Here is a 17,036-nt window from a genome sequence, read left to right as displayed (position 1 = left end):
ATCCGTTGATCCTAGCAACTGTATTTTTCAGGCCGCCTGAAAAATACAGTTGCTAGACAGCCCGCAAAGGCAGCACCTGTACGTTGTCTGCGGTGTCCCGGGTCACCCTGGCTTCAATTCCATACATCCTGCGCAGGTTGTCCGAGGTCAGCACATCCGTCGTGGCGCCAGAGGCGATCTTCTCTCCGCCGCTCAGGCCAATGAAGCGATCAGCATATTGCGCAGCCATGTTCAGGTCGTGCATGGCCAGGCCGATGACGGTTCCGTTCTGGCTTGCGATCTGGCGCAGCCGTTCAAGCACCAGCAATTGATGGCGCAGGTCAAGCGCAGCAGTGGGTTCGTCCAACAACAGCACCTTGGGACGCCGAAACAGGGCCTGCGTCAGGAACACCAGCTGACGCTGCCCGCCGCTGATCTCATCCAACTGGCGGTCATGCAGCTGGGTCAGCCCGAAGGTATCCAGCGCCGTCATCGCCGCATCGGCCATACCGGAGGGCAGCCGCAGACCAAGGTTCCCCAGCCGCCCCAGAAGCACAACCTCCAGCACCGTCAAAGAGGACTGAGCGCTTGTGTCCTGCGGCATGTAGGCAACCTGTCGGCGCTGATCCTCGGGTGAAAGGGGGCGCCCCGAAAAGAACAGGCGCCCCTGCATCGGGGACAGACCGGCCAGGGCGCGCAGCAGGGTTGATTTACCTGCGCCATTGCAGCCGATCAGGGCGGTCAGCTGCCCTTTCGGCCAGTGATCATCGAGCGCGCGGATGATCGCTGTTTTACCATAAGAAACGCTCAGGTCCTGGATCTGAAAGCTCACCAATGCCTCCTTTGCCCGCGCAGGATCAGAAAGAACAGGAACGGCACGCCGATCAGGGCGGTGACGATCCCGATCGGGATCACGCCGCCGGGCGAAACCAGTTTGGACAGGACGGAAGATCCGGCCATGGTGATCGCCCCCATCAGCGCCGCCATGGGCAAAAGCACCCGCTGGTCCTCCCCCACAAGCATGCGGGCGATATGCGGCGCCACCAGACCGACAAATCCGATCGTGCCGACAAAGGCGACGGCAGCCGCCGTCAGCAAAGCCACCAGTGCGAACATCTTCACCCGCAGCCGCCGCACATCCACTCCGATGGCCGCGGCGCGCGCATCGCCCAGCCGCAGGGCCGTCAGCTGCCAGAGGTGGGGCAACACCGCGAGGCTGGTCAGGGCAAAGACCACGGCGACAATCGGCACATTGTTCCAGCTGGCCTTGAGCAGGGAGCCGAACAGCCAGAACACGATGGCCTGAAGCACTTCGGGCGCAGCCAGGTACTGGACCAGGGATTGCGCCGATTGGAACATGAACAGTGTGGCAATGCCCGCCAGCACCATGATCTCGGGGCGCATTCCGCGAATGTTTGAAAAGGCAAAGACAAGGGCGGCGGCAAGAACGCACATCACAAAGGCGGACAACGGAACGGTAAGCCACGGCAGAAAGGGCAGGCTGAATCCTGTCAGAATAGCCAGAGCCGCGCCAAACCCTGCCGCCGCGGAAAACCCAAGCGTATAGGGGCTGGCCAGCGGATTGCCGAGGATGGTCTGCATATGCACCCCCGCCACCCCAAGAGACATGCCCACCAGCGTCGCCATCAGCGTGCTGGGCAGGCGAATATCCCGGACGATGATCAGGGTCATATTGTCGGCATGGGCCGGGACAAAAAGCCCCCTCAGAACGTCCCCGAGGCCCAGCATTGCAGGCCCGGTCAGAATGTCGGCCACCATCAGGGCCGCCAGAACGGCAGCGGCAGCGGCCAGTCGGGCCAGGCGCCGCAGCGCCCCGCTGCAATACACAGCCAGCCGGGCGCCATCGGGGGCGGTTTGCACCGCCCCCGGGCTTTGCGGAGACCCTGCCTCACGCGAGGCAGTCATTATCCCTCTCCGCCCGGCAGTTGGGTCATGTAGGTGCCCTTGAAGGCGACCGGCATGTAGGTGGCAAAGAACCTGTCCAAGGCCGCTTGCGGATCCAGATCCGCAAAATGCTCGGGATACATGGCCTTGGCGAGGAACTGCAGGAACGCATAGTCATAGAGCGTGCGGTTGCCGCCATGATAGATGCCGAAGACCCGGCCGCCCTTGACCGCATCCAGATCCGCCCAACCCGGACGCGCCATATAGGCCTGCATGCGTGCATGGGTCAGGGCGCTATCGACACCCGGCCCCATGATCACGGCCTCGTCACGCCCCGCCCAGCCAGAGCCGGCCAGCAGGATCACCTGAGGGTTCTGCGCCAGGACATATTCCGGGCTCAGCTTGCCCCAGTTGCTGATTTGACCATTGGCGATATTCTTCGCCTGCAACTGGTCGATCACGCTGCCCCATTGCGTGCCGGAGTAGGAGTTGTCGACCGTGTCCTTGCCCTTGCGCGCCAGTTCCACATAGACCTTGGGACGCGCGCCCTCGGGCAGCCCGGCCAGGCGGGCCTCGACCTCGGCCACCGCAGCCGCATATTCGTCAGCCAGTGCCTTGGCGCGGTCTTCCGCTCCCATGAGCTGCCCCAGAATCTCGGTCGATTTCACATGCATGTCGACGGTCTGCGCATTGTAATCGAGCACCACGATCGGCACGCCTGCATCTTGCAGACGGTCGGCAACATCGCCCAGCGCCTTGAACTGCCATGCGGCCAGAACCGCGACATCGGGCTGTGCCGCGACTGCGGCTTCCAGGGAGAAGGTGCCGGAATCGACCTCCCCGACGTCTGCCAGTTCCGTCAGACGGGGAATCGCGGCCGTATAGGTCTGCCATTGCAGGTTTCGCCAGCCTTCCCAGGTGTCCTTGGAAATGGCGACAACACGGTCATAGCCCTCAGGGCCAGCAACGGCCATGAAGTCTTCGAAGTAGAAGCCCAGAAGAATCCGCTGCGGGTCTTCGGGCACCTCGACGGTGCGGCCCATGGTATCGGTCAAGGTGATGTTGCCAGCCCAGGCAGGCATGGCAAGGGAGGCCGCAAGAACGGCTGCGGCGGCGCCGCGGACAAGTGCTTTGAACATAGGTTTTCCTTTGAGTTCACAAAACGCTCCGGACCCCGCCACAATGGCGGTCCGGGTTTTCCTTGAAGGTGTGAAAGCTCAAACGAAGGGGGGTGCCCTGCTGTCGTAATCCGCCACGAAACGCAGCGGCTTGTGTGGCGGTGGGGCCAGAACCAGCTTTTGCTGAAAGGATCTGGCTATTGCGATCCAGCTCACCTCGCCGCGATCCGCGCAATCGGTGACCGAGCCAAAGGACTGGCACCATTCGCATCCCTCCCCGCCCACCGCAGGTTCGACCGGCTCACCGGTCTCGGGGTTGACGCTGATTTGCTGAAGACCGTCAGCTGAGCAGATTGTAATCTGCATCGCGTCAGCAGAGGTGCCGATCATCATCCCAGTCATGGAAAACTGGATGAACAGCCATGTAAGCGCCGGAAAGAGCAAACCCAATTTATGAAGCAGTCTGCGTTTCACGCGCGGTCCATCGTCTTATGTTCGGGGTGTTCATTACAGGTTTGCCAAAATCGGTCAACGTCATGCCATGAGGCAAATTGACGTGGGGTGGCTTGCTTTGGCACCGGCCTCGCGCGCGCCCAGCCTGGGCCATGTTGCACCCCGCTACGACAAAGCCACCGAAAGCTCCCCTGGCGTCTTCGCATCACGCCGATCCACCTTTTGCTCTGCCATTTGTCGGCATGAACCCGGTCGCTCGCGATTGGAAAACAATGCTGCGCCTTCCCATCCTCTGCACTGCGCGCTATGGCTGACGCCATGACCCAGGTAACCGCGCTTTATCAGACCCGCAGCGAGGCAGGCCAGATCCGCCCGGATCCGGCGCAGCAGGCGGTACTGCCGGAATTTGACCGTATAGCCCAGGGGCTGATGGCGCCGCCGGTGAAACGCGGCCTGTTCCGCAAGGCCACGCGCGAAGAGGTCAAGGGGCTCTACCTCTGGGGCGGGGTTGGGCGTGGTAAATCCATGCTGATGGATCTCTTTGTCGATAGCCTTCGTGATATCCCCGCGCGGCGGGTGCACTTCCATGCCTTCATGCAGGAGATCCACGCCAAGATGCACGAGGCGCGTCAAAGCGGTGTGCAGGATACCCTGGCGCCGGTGGCAAAGGAGGTCGCCGAGTCGGTGCGCCTTCTCGCCTTTGACGAGATGCAGATCACCGACATCACCGATGCGATGATCGTGGGTCGCCTGTTCGAGGCGCTGTTCGAGGCGGGCGTCACCGTGGTCACCACCTCGAACCGGGTGCCGGATGATCTTTACAAGAACGGTCTCAACCGCCAGCTGTTCCTGCCCTTCATCGACCTGATCAAGGAGAAGATGCAGGTCTGGGAGATGGTCAGCCCGGTGGATTACCGGCAGGACCGTCTCAAGGGGTCGCCGGTCTATTTCTCGCCGGTGAATGCCGACTCCCGCGCCCAGATACGGGCCATCTGGGAGGATCTTTCGGGCGGCGATGCCCAGCCGCTGACGCTGGAAGTGAAGGGTCGCGAGGTGGTGCTGCCGGGCTTCCGCAACGGGGTGGCACGGGCCACCTTCTATGACTTGTGCGGCAAGATGCTGGGGCCGGGTGATTACCTCGCCATCGCCGAAGAGGTGAAGGTGCTGGTGCTTGAGGACATCCCCCGCCTGTCGCGCAGCAACTTCAACGAGGCGAAGCGCTTCGTCACCCTGATCGATGCATTGTACGAAGCACAGGTGCGACTGATCTGCACCGCGGCGGCGGAACCGGAATTCCTCTACGTCGAAGGTGACGGCGCATTCGAATTTGAACGCACGGCAAGCCGCCTGCGCGAGATGCAGGACAAGGACTGGGGCCAGGACGGCTGAAAACAGCCCGCGCCGCGTCAGCGGCGCTCGGCCCAACGGGATGAGACCGCAAGATCGAAGACGGGCGGGAGCGCCTCGCCCTGCCCGTGTCGTTCAACCGTTCTCGCGCAGGATATTGCCCGCAAGATAGAGCGAACCGCAGATCAGCACCCGTGCGCTCGCATCTTCGGCAACGATCGCCTCCAGCGCCGACAGGGCATCTTCGGCACGGCTGGCGTTGATACCCACGGATTTCGCAGCAGCTTCTGTCTCTTCGGCGCTCAGCGTCGCCGCCTCGCCGGGGATCGAGATGGCCGTCAGGCTCTCCACATGGGGCGCCAGCGGCGCCATATAGCCCCTCACATCCTTGGTGTTCAGCATCCCGCAAATGAGATGCGTCGGCCGCTTTGGCAGCCCCTTCAGCACCTCTGCCAGAGCCACCCCTGCCGCCGCGTTGTGCCCGCCATCGAGCCACAGTTCGGCGCCCGCAGCAGCCTCCACCAGCGGACCGGTCTTCAGCCGCTGCATCCGGGCGGGCCACTGCGCCCGTGTCATCGCCGCCTCGCAGGCTGCCTCATCCATCCCCAGGTGACGCAGGGCGGCCAGAGCGGCGCCTGCGTTCTGCACCTGATGGGCGCCGATCAGCGCGGGCATCGGCAGGTCCAGAAGGCCGGTTTCATCCTGGAAGATCAGCCGCCCGCGTTCCTCGTAGACGTGCCAGTGCTGACCATGGGCGATCAGCGGCGCGCCATGGCGGGCGGCGACAGCTTCGATCACCTCCATCGCCTCATCCTCCTGCGGGCCGACAACGACAGGCACACCGCGCTTGATGATCCCGGCCTTTTCGCCTGCGATCTTTGCCAGGGTATTGCCAAGGAACTGTTCGTGGTCGATCGACACAGGGGTGATCACCGAAAGGGCGGGTTTGGCGATCACGTTGGTGGCGTCCAGCCGCCCGCCAAGCCCGACCTCCAGCAGCGTGAAATCCGCAGGCGTGCGGGCAAAGGCCAGCAATGCGGCACAGGTGGTGATCTCGAAATAGGTGATATTAACGCCGCCATTCCTGGCATAGCACTCGTCCAGCACCTCGGTCAGATGATCCTCAGAGATCAGCTCCCCGGCCAGGCGGATGCGTTCATGAAACCGCGCCAGATGCGGCGAGGTATAGGCATGCACCGCCTTCCCCGCCCCTTCGAGCCCGGCCCGGATCATCGCCTGGGTCGATCCCTTGCCATTGGTGCCCGCGATATGAATGACCGGCGGCAGGCGGTCCTGCGGATCGTCCAGCGCCGCGAGCAGCCGCCAGACCCGATCCAGCGTCAGATCGATGATCTTGGGATGCAGCGCCATCATGCGGTCAAGGATGGCATCGGAACGCGCTTTGGTCATGGGAGGCTCCCGAACAGGATTTTTTGAAAAAGCCCGCCCGCCGGATCTGGCAGACGGGCGCAGCGCCGCTGTCGGCGCGAGCACATCTTGTTGTGCAAGACTTACTTGGCTTTCGCCCCTGCATCTGCGGCAGGTTTGCCGCTCTTTTCGACCTTGGGCGGCGCAATCTCCGCCGTCTCCGAAGGCGCGGGCAGATCCCCCACCACCTGCGGCGGAAGGCCCATCAGCATGCGCAGGATGGTGATCAGCTCCTCGCGCAGCTCGGTGCGCGGGGTCACCCGGTCCAGCATGCCGTGATCCAGCAGGTATTCGGCGCGCTGGAAACCGTCGGGCAGCTTCTCGCGGATGGTCTGTTCGATCACGCGGGGACCGGCAAAGCAGATCAGCGCATTGGGTTCCGAGATCTGCACATCCCCCAGCATCGCGTAAGAAGCGGTCACCCCGCCGGTGGTGGGATGGGTCAGAACCACGATATAGGGAAGACCGGCCTCTTTCAGCATCTGCACCGCCACGGTGGTGCGCGGCATCTGCATCAGCGACAGGATGCCTTCCTGCATGCGGGCGCCGCCGGCAGCCGAGAACAGGATCAGCGGGCGTTTCAGCTTCACCGCCTCTTCGGCGGCGGCGATGATCGCATTGCCCACATACATCCCCATGGAGCCCCCCATGAAGGAGAAATCCTGCCCGACGGCAACGATGGGCGTGCGGCCCATTTCACCGGCAGCAACCAGCATGGCTTCTTTTTCGCCGGTTTTCTTCTGCGCCGCCTTCATGCGGTCGGGATATTTCTTCTGGTCGCGGAACTTCAGCGGGTCGGCCAAAGGTTCCGGCACCGCGATCTCGGTGAAGATGCCGCCGTCGAACAGGGCATTGAACCGATCGCGCGGCGTGATGTGCATGTGATGGCCGCAGTTGGTGCAGACGTTCAGATTGTCCTTCAACTCGCGGTGAAACAGCATGGTGCCGCACTCGTCGCATTTGGTCCACAGGTTCTCCGGGGCTTCACGGCGCGAGAAGATCGAGTTGATCCGCGGGCGGACGTAGTTGGTGATCCAGTTCATATCATGCCTCTGTGGGGGCTGTTTGGCCCCTCAGATAAGCCCCATCGCGATCAATTGCAATCAGCGGCGTATCGCAAGGCGCGCCGCCAGCCAGGTGACCAGCATCAGCGCAAAGTCCACCGCGAGCCAGGGACGCAGGGCCTGTGCATCCGACATCTCATAGGGCATCAGGTAGAGCGACAGCCCATAAAGGCTGGTGGGTGAGGCAAACAGCAAGAGCGCCGTGACATTGTTGAAGAAATGCACCGCGATCGCAGGCCCCAGCGTGCCTGAGCGCGCTGTCAGATCCGCCATCAACAGGCCAAAGACCCCGGCCCAAAGCGCGATCAGCACGGCGTTTTCTCCGGCCTCATTCGGCAGGTAGTGGCCCAGCGCAAACAGGGCCGAGGGCGCCAAGAGCCAGACCAGAGGGTTTTTGAACCGCGCCGCCAGTCCCTGCTGGATATAGCCGCGAAAGACGATCTCCTCGGCGCTGGTCTGAATCAGCACCACCAAGAGGGAAAAGGGCAGCAGCGACAGCCAAAGCCCGAAGGACAGGTTGGGCGTCAGCGGCGCGCCCATATCATAGGGCGGCAGCAGCGACAGGGTGATGCCCAGCGCGATCAGGCACAGGCTCACCCGCAGGAACTGGTAGATCAGGGGGCGCGGATGGCCGATGACCGACCAGAAGGAGCGGTCCTGCAACACGCGCGCGGTCAGCGCCACGCCAAAGGTCATGAAGGCAAAGCCCCCCAGAAGCACCAGCATCGCCCCCGGCGTTGTGCCACTCTGCAGCCCCTCGATCCAATCGCCGGGAAACAGCTTCGCCAGCAGCGGCAGCGTGAGGGAAGACAGGGCAAACCCCACCAGATAGATCAGGATCAAGCCAAGCCCCAACCGCCACAGCTCGGGCTTTGCCCGTGCCGCGCGCACCAGGGCTTCATGGGCCGTGTAATCCTGTCGTCCCTGCATGCGGGCCTCGATCCTCCGTCTTGTCCCGGTCCCGTTCGGGGTCCGGCTACACCCCCGGGCGCCTTGCTGTGCCCTCGGCATTGGCCAGATGGCCTGCCACCGTCTCTAGCAGGCGCAGGGCGGCGTTGACATCGCTTTCGATCCCCGCCCTGTATTTCGCGGCACCAATGCGCGGGGTCACAGGGCGCAGGGTCACGGGGCAAAGGGTCACGGGGCACAGGATTACGGGGCAAAGGGCCGTCTTATTTCTTGTCCTGAACGGCTCGGGCACTTATTCCTGTTGGGGCGCGAAATAATCTGACGCCGGGGGAGCAGCACAGCTGGGCAACAGAGCGACCATAGGGGCCAGGGCCCTTGCCCAAACATGGGCAGGCAAGCGGAGCCGACGCCCAGGCCGCGCCTATGCCATGGCGGCCTCCTGCCTGCTTATGTCCCTCCTTGTCTCTGCCTGCTCGGACCTGCCGGAGGGCGGCTTCTCCTTTGCCGCTGCGGGCAGCACCGGCACCGGCGCAAAACCGACCGAAGCCCGCATGAATGGCGCCGAAATCACCCTGGCAGCGCCACGGGGCTATTGCTTTGACAAGAAGATGCTCAGACGCGACGCCGCCAATGGCTTTGCGCTGCTGCCCCGCTGCGACCGGCTGGGCGGGGGCAATCTGTTCTCCTCCCTTGGCGGCGGCGCCATCATCACCGCCACATTGGGAGCGGCACCCGCAGGCGTTCCAGCCCCTAAGCTATCGGATCTGGCCGCAAGCGTGCCCGGCGCCCAAGTTCTGGACCAGCGCGAGGACGGGGCGCTGCCGCTGGTCAAGCTGGATATGGCAGGCCATGGCGCCAAGGGCGCCAGCTCGCAACATTGGCGCGGCGCCTTTCTGCTGGAGGATCACGTGATCCTGCTGGCGCTCTACGCGCCGGAGGACAGCCCCCTTCTGGGCCCTCGCGGCGCCGAGGTGCTGGAGCAGATGACACGGCTGACCCGTGCCGCCTCTGCGCCGACAACTGTCAAACAGGCGACAGCCCCCAAACCCGCGGCCACGCCTGCGACCCTAGGCGCACCCCGGCGCACGGCTGGTGGCGCCTTGCGTCCGCTGGCGCGCCCGACATCGAAGACCGGCGCAACGACGGCGGATCAAACCGCACCGGGAAAAAAACTCTCCCTTGCCAAGCGGATTGCAGGTTTATTTGACTGACGTTCAAAGGCTAGATTGCAAAGGATTGCCGCTTTGGGCCGCGCTCTTTTTCGATCGCCCCGAAGCAAACCGGTGAAACCGGCACGACACGAACGGTCAGAAGACGAGATATGAGCAGGATCCTGGACAAACTGCTGCACCGCAGATCCCTGCGCCACTGGCGTCGCGCCGCCGCAGAGGCGCCGACCGCGACGCTGTCCGCATTGCGCAACACCCGCGGCGAGGCGCGGCAGTTGAAAACGCACCTGGACCAGCTCATCCATGTCGCCGAAGGTCGGCTGGCACTGCCGCATATCGGAGCCAATACCTTCCCGACGCCGCATGGCACCGATTGGTCCTGGCGCCCGGAAGCCTGGCGCGGCCCGCTGCCGGTGCCGGGGCGATCCTCGGTGCCCTCCAAGGCCAAGCTGGGTGAAGAGGTGCAGATGTTCCACGACTGCGCCTATTCGGAACTGACTCTGCGCCAGCTGCGCAACAGCCGGGAAGAGGATCTTGCCCCCTTCGGGCTGCGCATGGATGTGTTCAACTTCGACGGCTCTTTCCTGTCGCTGGTGATTGCCCTGCCGCAGGAGGCGGTCCAGGGCCTGACTCGCCAGCACCTGATCCGCTTTGACACCATCGTGGAAACCGAAAAACCGCTGGAGATCTTTGCCCGGCTGAACATCAGCCACGGCCCCAACACCGAACAGATCGTGCGCGAGCTGCCTTTGGGCGAACGCCGCGTGGCGGTGGAATTCGATCTGGCCTACTCCAATCTCAACGAAAAGCGCATCCAGTCCGCCTGGCTTGATCTGATTTTCGAAGCCCCTGAAATGAACCAGGTGATCCTGCGGGATCTGACCTTTGCGCGCCACCGCCGCGCCAACCTTTAGGAAACGTGACATGAGCGATCTGACCGTCACCAAAATCCGTTTTCGCAATGGCACCTGGGAAGGCCGCGTGACCGGCGCCGACACGGCGCCTGACATCAAGGTGCTCTACCTCGACCAGCCTGTCGAAGGGATCAGCCTTGCCGCGGCGCAGACCGCTGGCGAATGGGAGCTGTCCATCCCCGTCCCGCAGGAGGCCATCGCCGACGGGGTGCATAGTTTCGTGATCGCGACCGCAGCCGAAGACGAGAAGCTGGCCCATTTCACCCTGATCGGCGGTGATGTGGAGGCCGAGGACCTGCGCACCGAGGTGGACCTTTTGCGCGCGGAACTCGACATGCTGAAACGGGCCTTCCGCCGCCACTGCGTGGAAACCGCCTGAACGCCCGCTCAGGCCGCCGTGCCCCTGCTGCACGCCAGCTGGGCCTCGATCTCGATCAGGCGTTGCTTGCGCCATAGGCCGCCGCCATACCCCGTGAGGCTGCCATCCGCCGACAGAACCCGGTGACAGGGCACCACCACGGCCAATTGGTTCGCCCCATTGGCCCGCGCCACCGCGCGGGTCGCGGAAGGACGCCCCAGATCCCTGGCGATCTGCGAATAGCTGCGGGTCTCTCCGGCGGGAATGTCCTGCAGATAGGTCCAGACCGCGCGTTGAAACGCCGTGCCATGCAGCGCCAGCGGAGTTTTGAAGTGGGCGCTTTTTCCGCTGAAATAGAGCCGCAACTCCTCGGCCACCTGATCGGTGGGCGCGGGGCGGCCAAAGCCGATGCCGCCGGGCTGCGAGGCCTGCAGCCGCGCCATTTCCCGCGGCAGGGCCTTGCGGTCGGCAAACTCCAGAAGGTGCAGCCGATGTGCACAGCTGACCGCGATCATCGCTCCCAATGGCGTGTCGATCCAATCGGCCAGCAAGAGCGCATCCGAGCGGAAACTCCCCGGCGCCAGCCCGGTCAGACGGGCAAAGGCCGCACGAAACGCAGACGGAGAGTCAAACCCCGCCTCGATCTGCGCCGCGATCACCGGCTCGCCCGCCTTCAGCGTGGTGAAACCCTCGCGCAGGCGCCGCTGCCGGGCCATGTCGAGAAAGGTCATGCCGAAGTGGCGCCGGAAACTGCGCCGCACCGTAGACGGGTCCAGCCCCATGGCCACCAGATCCGCCTCTCCCCAGCGATAAGCGGGCCGCTTGTCCAGCGCCGTAAGCAGACGCTGCACCATGGGGTCCTCCCTGGCGGCCGCCGCCAGGGGCGTGCAGCGTTTGCAGGCGCGAAAGCCCGCCTCGATACAGGCGCCGGGCGTGGCAAAGAAGTGGCAGTTCTCGAACTTCGGTTTGCGCGCGGGGCAGGTCAGGCGGCAGAAGATCCCGGTCGAGCTCACCCCCACATAGGCGCGCCCCTCGTAAGCCTCATCGCGCGCCAAGAGCGCCGCATAGAGGGTTTTGGAATCAGGCAGGTCGAACATCATGGGGCCACCCTAGCCCAGCGCGCTAGCTGGTGCCGCCGGTTTCCGGGCGTTGATTTCAAAAAATGGCGTAGGAGCTTCAGCCCGCTGTCTTTCCATCCAGCGCCTTGCGCAGCGCCTCGTGAACGGCGCAGCGCAGGATGTCCCGCGTTGCCTCATCCAGTGCCTTCAGATCCAGGGTCAGCGTATCGCCCTCTTCCACCGCAGCGACGGGGGCAGCAACCGGATCGGGCGTCACGCTCTTGATGTGATAGGGCACGATGCTGCGGGCGATCCCCTTCATCTGCACCGGCTCGCCGGGTGTGGCCTCGACGATATCGCGCACATGGGCGTAGGTCTCGTAGCTCATCACGATGCCGCCCGGCTCTGCGATGTTTTCCAGCCGCGCCGCCAGGTTCGCCTCGGCGCCGATGATGGTGTAATCCATCCGCTCTTCCGAACCGAAGTTGCCCACGTTGCAATAGCCGGTATTGATCCCCATGCGCGCCTTGAAGGGGTGTTCCAGCCCCTGGCGGCTCCAGTCCGCTTCCAGCTCTGCCAGTCGCCGCTGCATGGCCAGCGCCATCTTCACGCAGGCCCGGGCATCCTCGCGCGCGCCGCGGGTTTCGGGATCGCCAAAGAAGGCGACGATGGCATCGCCGATGAACTTGTCGATGGTGGCACCATGCGCCTCGGCAATCTTGGCCATCTCCGAGAAATACTGGTTCAGAAGCGCTGTCAGCTCCTCGGGCTGCATCTGCTCGGTGGTGGCGGTGAAATCCTTGATATCCGAAAAGAACACCGTCAGCTTCTTGCGCTCGGTCGAGATCGACGCATCCTTTTCGCCCGAGAAGATCGATTTATAGACCTGCGGCGACAGGTACTTGGAGATCTTCAGCGAGATATCCGCCAGAAAGGCGTTGTTGGCCGCCAGTTCCGCATTCATGCGGCTGAACCGCCCCGCAAGGCGGAATTGTACCATGGCAAACAGCAGGCCGATGGAGCCGGCAACCGCGAAATAGAGCAAAAGCCATTTGAAGGACCAGAGATTGAGCGCCACCGGCTGGCGCACGGTGACGGTCTGCACGGCGCGCACATCGCCCACCTTCCAGTCCTGTTTCGGGCTTTTGGGATGGGCGTTGTGGCATTCCACGCAGGCGCCCGCCATCACCACCGGCGTGGCCAGGGTGATCTCGCGATTGCGGATATTGCCGGTGGAATGGACCAGGAAGGGCTCTCCGTCCGGGTTGGAGCGGAACTGCTCCAGCGCGGATCGTTCAAACGGGCTCAGGACGTGCGGCGGGCGATCGGCAAAACTGTAGTCCGAGACAAAGCGGTAGCGCACATCGCCCTCGGCTTCGCCAATCGCCTCACCCAGTTCCAAGGACAGGGTGGCGGGGATCGGAATGGCGCCTTCCACCTCCAGGTAATTGTGCAGGGCCTGGGTTTCGACATCCGATGTCACCACCCGCTGCACCACATTACGTGCATAGTATGAGCGCACCGAGGAAACGATACCGTTGAGGCTTGTCGCCTGGCGCCGCAGGGTTTCATCCGACAGCGCCCGCAGATCCAGCCAGACCGCCAGCGGCAAGGCCACCAGCGCCACGGTCACCAGCACGATCAGCCACGAGGGCCGGTCCAGAAAGTAACGCCCAAGCCGGTCCAATGCACATCCTCACCTGAAATGCCCCGCCCACCGGAAGCCAGGCTCAGGTTAGAAGCCAGCCACCATTCTGGCAACACGGCTGAAGACGCAAGCCGCACGGAATCAAAAAGAGCCGAGACCTTGCCCAATTGCTGACCGGCAGCCCGCACGCAGCAGGTGAGGCGCAGGAGCCACCAAGGCTTCTCTGGGGCTAGTGCGCTTCGGCCCAGTTATCCCCCTGCCCTGCATCGACGGTCAGTTTGACATCCAGATGCACCGCCGGATCGGCAGCGCCTTCCATCACCCGGCGGGCGGTTTCGATAGTCTCTTCCACCGCACCCTCGGGCACTTCAAAGATCAATTCGTCGTGGACCTGGAGTAGCATCTTGGCGGGCAGATGGGCGATGGCATCCGGCATGCGGATCATGGCGCGGCGGATCACATCGGCGGCGGTGCCTTGGATCGGCGCGTTGATCGCCGCCCGTTTGGCAAAGCCCGCGCGCGGCCCCTTGGCGTTGATCTCGGGCGTGTGGATCTTGCGCCCGAACAGGGTCTGCACATGGCCGTGTTCCTTGGCGAATTCCACGGTGCTGTCCATATATTTGCGGATGCCGGGGAAGCGCTCGAAGTATCGGTCGATAAAGCCCTGCGCCTCTGCCCGCGGGATGCGCAGGTTGCGCGCCAGACCAAAGCCCGAGATGCCGTAGATCACACCGAAGTTGATCGCCTTGGCCTTGCGGCGAATGTCCGGCGTCATCTCATCCAGCGGTACGTCGAACACCTCAGACGCGGTCATGGCGTGAATATCCAGCCCATCGGCAAAGGCCTGTTTCAGGGTGCCGATATCGGCCACATGGGCCAGGATGCGCAGCTCGATCTGGCTGTAGTCGAGCGACAGGAGCTTGTTGCCTTCTTCGGCCACGAAGGCCTCGCGGATGCGGCGGCCTTCCTCGGATCGCACGGGGATGTTCTGCAGATTCGGATCCGCCGAGGCCAGCCGCCCGGTGTTGGCGCCGGTCTGCACGTAGGAGGTATGAACGCGGCCCGTTTCCGGGTTGATGTGATCTTGTAAGGCATCGGTGTAGGTCGATTTCAGCTTCGACAGCTGCCGCCAGTCCAGCACGCGGGCGGGCAACTCGTGTTCGGTGGCCAGCTCTTCCAGGATATCGGCGCCGGTGGCATAGGCGCCGGTCTTGCCCTTCTTGCCGCCGGGCAGCGCCATTTTGTCGAACAGGATCTCGCCCAGCTGTTTCGGGCTGCCCACGTTGAAGTTTTCGCCCGCAAGTGTGTGGATCTCATCCTCAAGGGCGGCCATCTTCTGGGCAAAGGCGTTGGACATGCGGCTGAGCGTGTCGCGGTCCACCTTGATGCCCTGACGCTCCATCCGGGCCAGAACCGGCGACAGGGGGCGTTCCAGCGTTTCATAGACGGTGGTGACCTTCTCGCGGTGCAGCTGCGGTTTGAACAGCTTCCACAGGCGCAGGGTGATATCGGCATCCTCGGCCGCATAGGGCACCGCGTCAGCCACCGGCACCCGGTCGAATGTGATCGCGGATTTGCCGGTGCCCAGCAGCGATTTGATCGGGATCGGCGTGTGATCCAGGTAGCGTTCGGACAGCGTGTCCATGCCGTGGCCGTGCTCACCGCCATGCAGGGAATAGGACAGGAGCATGGTGTCGTCATAGGGCGCGACCACGATGCCATCTTCAAAGCCAGACCCACGCTGGCGCACCATGATCTTGGCGTCGTATTTCATGTTCTGGCCGATCTTCAGGATCGCGGGATCCTCCAGCACCGGCTTCAGCATCGACAGGGCGGTGTCGAAATCCATCTGCCCCTCGGCCAGGGCGTCAGAGCCGAAGAGATCATCCTTGCTCGCCTCGGCCTTGTGGGTGAGCGGGATATAGCAGGCCTCGCCCGGCTCAACGCTCAAGGAGACACCCACCAGATCGGCGGTCATTTCATTGAGCCCGGTAGTTTCCGTATCAAAGGCGACCCAACCGCGATGGCGGATGCGGTCGATCCATGCCTGCAGGGCTTCCCCATCGCGCACGCATTCATATTTTTCGGCGTCAAAGGGCACCGCCTCTGCCGGGGTGTCCTCGACCGGAGAGCCTGCGGGGGCTTTCACCTCTGGGATGACCGGCGCCTCGCGGCCCATCTGCTTGGCCATGCGGGTGCTGAGGGTGCGGAACTCCATCTGCGCCAGGAAATCCAGCAGCGTATCGGGATCCGGCTCGCGCAGTTCCAGATCCTCCAGCGTGAAATCGAGGGTCATGTCGCAGTCGAGCTGCACCAACTTTTTCGACAGTTCGATCTGGTCGCGCATCTCGATCAGGGTCTGGCGGCGCTTGGGCTGTTTGATCTCTTCGGCCCGGTCCAGAAGATCCTCGAGCGAGCCGTATTCGTTGATCAGCAGGGCCGCCGTCTTGATCCCGATCCCCGGCGCGCCGGGCACGTTGTCGACGCTATCGCCGGCCAGGGCCTGCACATCGACGACACGCTCGGGGCCGACGCCGAATTTTTCCACCACGCCGTCGCTGTCGATGCGCTTGTTCTTCATCGCATCCAGCATTTCGACGCCGCCGCCGACCAGCTGCATCAGGTCCTTGTCCGAGGAAATGATGGTGCAGCGCCCGCCCGCATCGCGCGCCTGATGAGCAAGGGTGGCGATGATGTCATCGGCCTCGAAACCCTCGATCTCCTTGCAGGCGATGTTGAAGGCGCGGGTGGCATCGCGGGTCAGCGGGAACTGCGGCCGCAGGTCTTCGGGCGCGGGCGGACGGTTGGCCTTGTAAAGATCATAAAGATCGTTGCGGAAGCTCTTGCCGGAGTGATCGAAGATCACCGCCACATGGGTGGGCGCATCGGAGCCGGTGCTGGTCTCGATATATTTGACCAGCATGTTGCAGAACCCCGCGACGGCACCGATCGGCAGACCGTCCGACTTGCGTGTCAGCGGTGGCAGCGCGTGATAGGCGCGAAAGATGAAGGCAGACCCATCAATCAGATGAAGATGGCATCCCTTGCCGAATTGCGTCTCGCTCATGGCCGATACTCCCCTTTGGCCCCGTTATCGGTGATCGGGCCGGGGAGGGCAATTGTCCTTTCGCCGTCCCTGGGGCGGGGGGCGGGAAATGCCTGCCCCGGCAGGAGGTAAGACCGCCGGGGCAGGATGCAGGGGCAGGAAGCAAGGTGCCTTGTGGGAGAGTGCCCCTGCGAGCCGGAGCCGCGGGATCGCTCAGTGTGACTTGCGCATGGCGGCGGCGAAGGACTGTCTCAGCGGGGGCGAGCGGTAGCGGTCTTGCTTCATGCGGTGGATCAGCAGACGCCGGCCGAGACCAAAAAGACCGATGCAGACATAGCTGGACTGGATCAGAAAGGCGGCCAGGTTGAAGGCGCTGACCAGGCTGATCAACACGCAAGAGGCCGCCACGACCACGAAACAGGTATAGGCAGCGCTATTGCCGCAGATCCTGCCGGTCTGCAGCAGGGTAAAGGCGGTAATATACAGGGAAAATCCAAATACACCAATTGCTTGTAGCGTTTCCGGATGGCCCTGCAAAACCGAAATAAGATCTTTCATAACGCACTCCGCAAATCTTGCGAGGAGTTATTCAAAGCCGCATTCCGCCGTCATACCCCGGATGGGGTAAGGCCGCTGATTT

The 17,036-nt window shown here is 63.4% G+C and carries 16 protein-coding genes; 4 read left to right on the top strand and 12 right to left on the bottom strand.

Annotated features, from left to right (window positions below):
• Positions 1–52: 52 nt before the first annotated feature.
• The 4 genes from PXK07_RS07445 to PXK07_RS07430 form a co-directional block, all read right to left on the bottom strand.
• Positions 53–811 carry an ABC transporter ATP-binding protein gene (locus tag PXK07_RS07445; protein ID WP_274847581.1) on the bottom strand — a complete coding sequence of 253 codons (759 nt, stop codon included), beginning with the start codon at positions 809–811 and terminating at the stop codon, positions 53–55.
• A complete protein-coding gene (locus PXK07_RS07440; RefSeq protein ID WP_274847580.1) occupies positions 808–1,905 on the bottom strand; it encodes a FecCD family ABC transporter permease in 1,098 nt (365 codons plus the stop codon). Before PXK07_RS07440 ends, PXK07_RS07445 begins: the two co-directional genes overlap by 4 nt.
• Entirely contained in the window at positions 1,905–3,023 is a 1,119-nt protein-coding gene (locus tag PXK07_RS07435; RefSeq protein WP_274847579.1) for an ABC transporter substrate-binding protein, read from the bottom strand. Before PXK07_RS07435 ends, PXK07_RS07440 begins: the two co-directional genes overlap by 1 nt.
• A 78-nt stretch (positions 3,024–3,101) precedes the next feature.
• Positions 3,102–3,476, bottom strand: coding sequence for a DUF2946 family protein (locus PXK07_RS07430; RefSeq protein WP_274847578.1), 375 nt, complete (start codon positions 3,474–3,476; stop codon positions 3,102–3,104).
• A 297-nt stretch (positions 3,477–3,773) separates the two neighbouring features.
• On the opposite strand from PXK07_RS07430, the gene zapE reads away from it, so the two are divergent.
• Positions 3,774–4,844 carry a cell division protein ZapE gene (gene zapE, locus PXK07_RS07425; RefSeq protein WP_274847577.1) on the top strand — a complete coding sequence of 357 codons (1,071 nt, stop codon included), beginning with the start codon at positions 3,774–3,776 and terminating at the stop codon, positions 4,842–4,844.
• Between the two features lie 93 nt (positions 4,845–4,937).
• Here the strand turns inward: zapE and PXK07_RS07420 are convergent, their stop codons facing one another.
• From PXK07_RS07420 to PXK07_RS07405, 4 genes are all read right to left on the bottom strand, one after another.
• Entirely contained in the window at positions 4,938–6,212 is a 1,275-nt protein-coding gene (locus PXK07_RS07420) for a bifunctional folylpolyglutamate synthase/dihydrofolate synthase (protein WP_274847576.1), read from the bottom strand.
• A 101-nt stretch (positions 6,213–6,313) separates the two neighbouring features.
• The gene (gene accD, locus PXK07_RS07415) at positions 6,314–7,273 is read right to left on the bottom strand and encodes an acetyl-CoA carboxylase, carboxyltransferase subunit beta (RefSeq protein ID WP_274847575.1); all 960 of its coding nucleotides are present in this window, start codon (positions 7,271–7,273) and stop codon (positions 6,314–6,316) included.
• A gap of 60 nt (positions 7,274–7,333) precedes the next feature.
• Positions 7,334–8,224: a CPBP family intramembrane glutamic endopeptidase gene (locus PXK07_RS07410; protein ID WP_274847574.1), complete on the bottom strand. Its 891-nt coding sequence runs from the start codon at positions 8,222–8,224 to the stop codon at positions 7,334–7,336.
• Positions 8,225–8,270: 46 nt separating this feature from the next.
• Positions 8,271–8,420 (bottom strand): hypothetical protein, encoded by a 150-nt coding sequence (locus PXK07_RS07405; RefSeq protein ID WP_274847573.1) that lies wholly within the window; start codon positions 8,418–8,420, stop codon positions 8,271–8,273.
• 232 nt (positions 8,421–8,652) lie between these two features.
• On the opposite strand from PXK07_RS07405, the gene PXK07_RS07400 reads away from it, so the two are divergent.
• The 3 genes from PXK07_RS07400 to PXK07_RS07390 all read left to right on the top strand — a co-directional run bounded on the left by PXK07_RS07400 (position 8,653) and on the right by PXK07_RS07390 (position 10,665).
• Positions 8,653–9,414 (top strand): hypothetical protein, encoded by a 762-nt coding sequence (locus PXK07_RS07400; RefSeq protein ID WP_274847572.1) that lies wholly within the window; start codon positions 8,653–8,655, stop codon positions 9,412–9,414.
• A 110-nt stretch (positions 9,415–9,524) separates the two neighbouring features.
• Positions 9,525–10,286 carry a DUF6478 family protein gene (locus PXK07_RS07395; RefSeq protein ID WP_274847571.1) on the top strand — a complete coding sequence of 254 codons (762 nt, stop codon included), beginning with the start codon at positions 9,525–9,527 and terminating at the stop codon, positions 10,284–10,286.
• Between the two features lie 10 nt (positions 10,287–10,296).
• Entirely contained in the window at positions 10,297–10,665 is a 369-nt protein-coding gene (locus tag PXK07_RS07390) for a hypothetical protein (protein WP_274847570.1), read from the top strand.
• Positions 10,666–10,673: 8 nt separating this feature from the next.
• Here the strand turns inward: PXK07_RS07390 and PXK07_RS07385 are convergent, their stop codons facing one another.
• The 4 genes from PXK07_RS07385 to PXK07_RS07370 all read right to left on the bottom strand — a co-directional run bounded on the left by PXK07_RS07385 (position 10,674) and on the right by PXK07_RS07370 (position 16,954).
• Positions 10,674–11,744: a bifunctional transcriptional activator/DNA repair enzyme AdaA gene (locus PXK07_RS07385; RefSeq protein WP_274847569.1), complete on the bottom strand. Its 1,071-nt coding sequence runs from the start codon at positions 11,742–11,744 to the stop codon at positions 10,674–10,676.
• Between the two features lie 76 nt (positions 11,745–11,820).
• A complete protein-coding gene (locus PXK07_RS07380; protein ID WP_274847568.1) occupies positions 11,821–13,389 on the bottom strand; it encodes an adenylate/guanylate cyclase domain-containing protein in 1,569 nt (522 codons plus the stop codon).
• Between the two features lie 190 nt (positions 13,390–13,579).
• Positions 13,580–16,417 (bottom strand): DNA polymerase I, encoded by a 2,838-nt coding sequence (polA, locus tag PXK07_RS07375; protein WP_274847567.1) that lies wholly within the window; start codon positions 16,415–16,417, stop codon positions 13,580–13,582.
• A gap of 192 nt (positions 16,418–16,609) precedes the next feature.
• Entirely contained in the window at positions 16,610–16,954 is a 345-nt protein-coding gene (locus tag PXK07_RS07370; protein WP_274847566.1) for a CBU_0592 family membrane protein, read from the bottom strand.
• Between the last annotated feature and the right edge of the window lie 82 nt (positions 16,955–17,036).

Source organism: Phaeobacter sp. QD34_24, assembly GCF_028890115.1.
Classification (GTDB): domain Bacteria; phylum Pseudomonadota; class Alphaproteobacteria; order Rhodobacterales; family Rhodobacteraceae; genus Phycobacter.
This window is presented reverse-complemented; position numbering and strand designations above follow the sequence as displayed.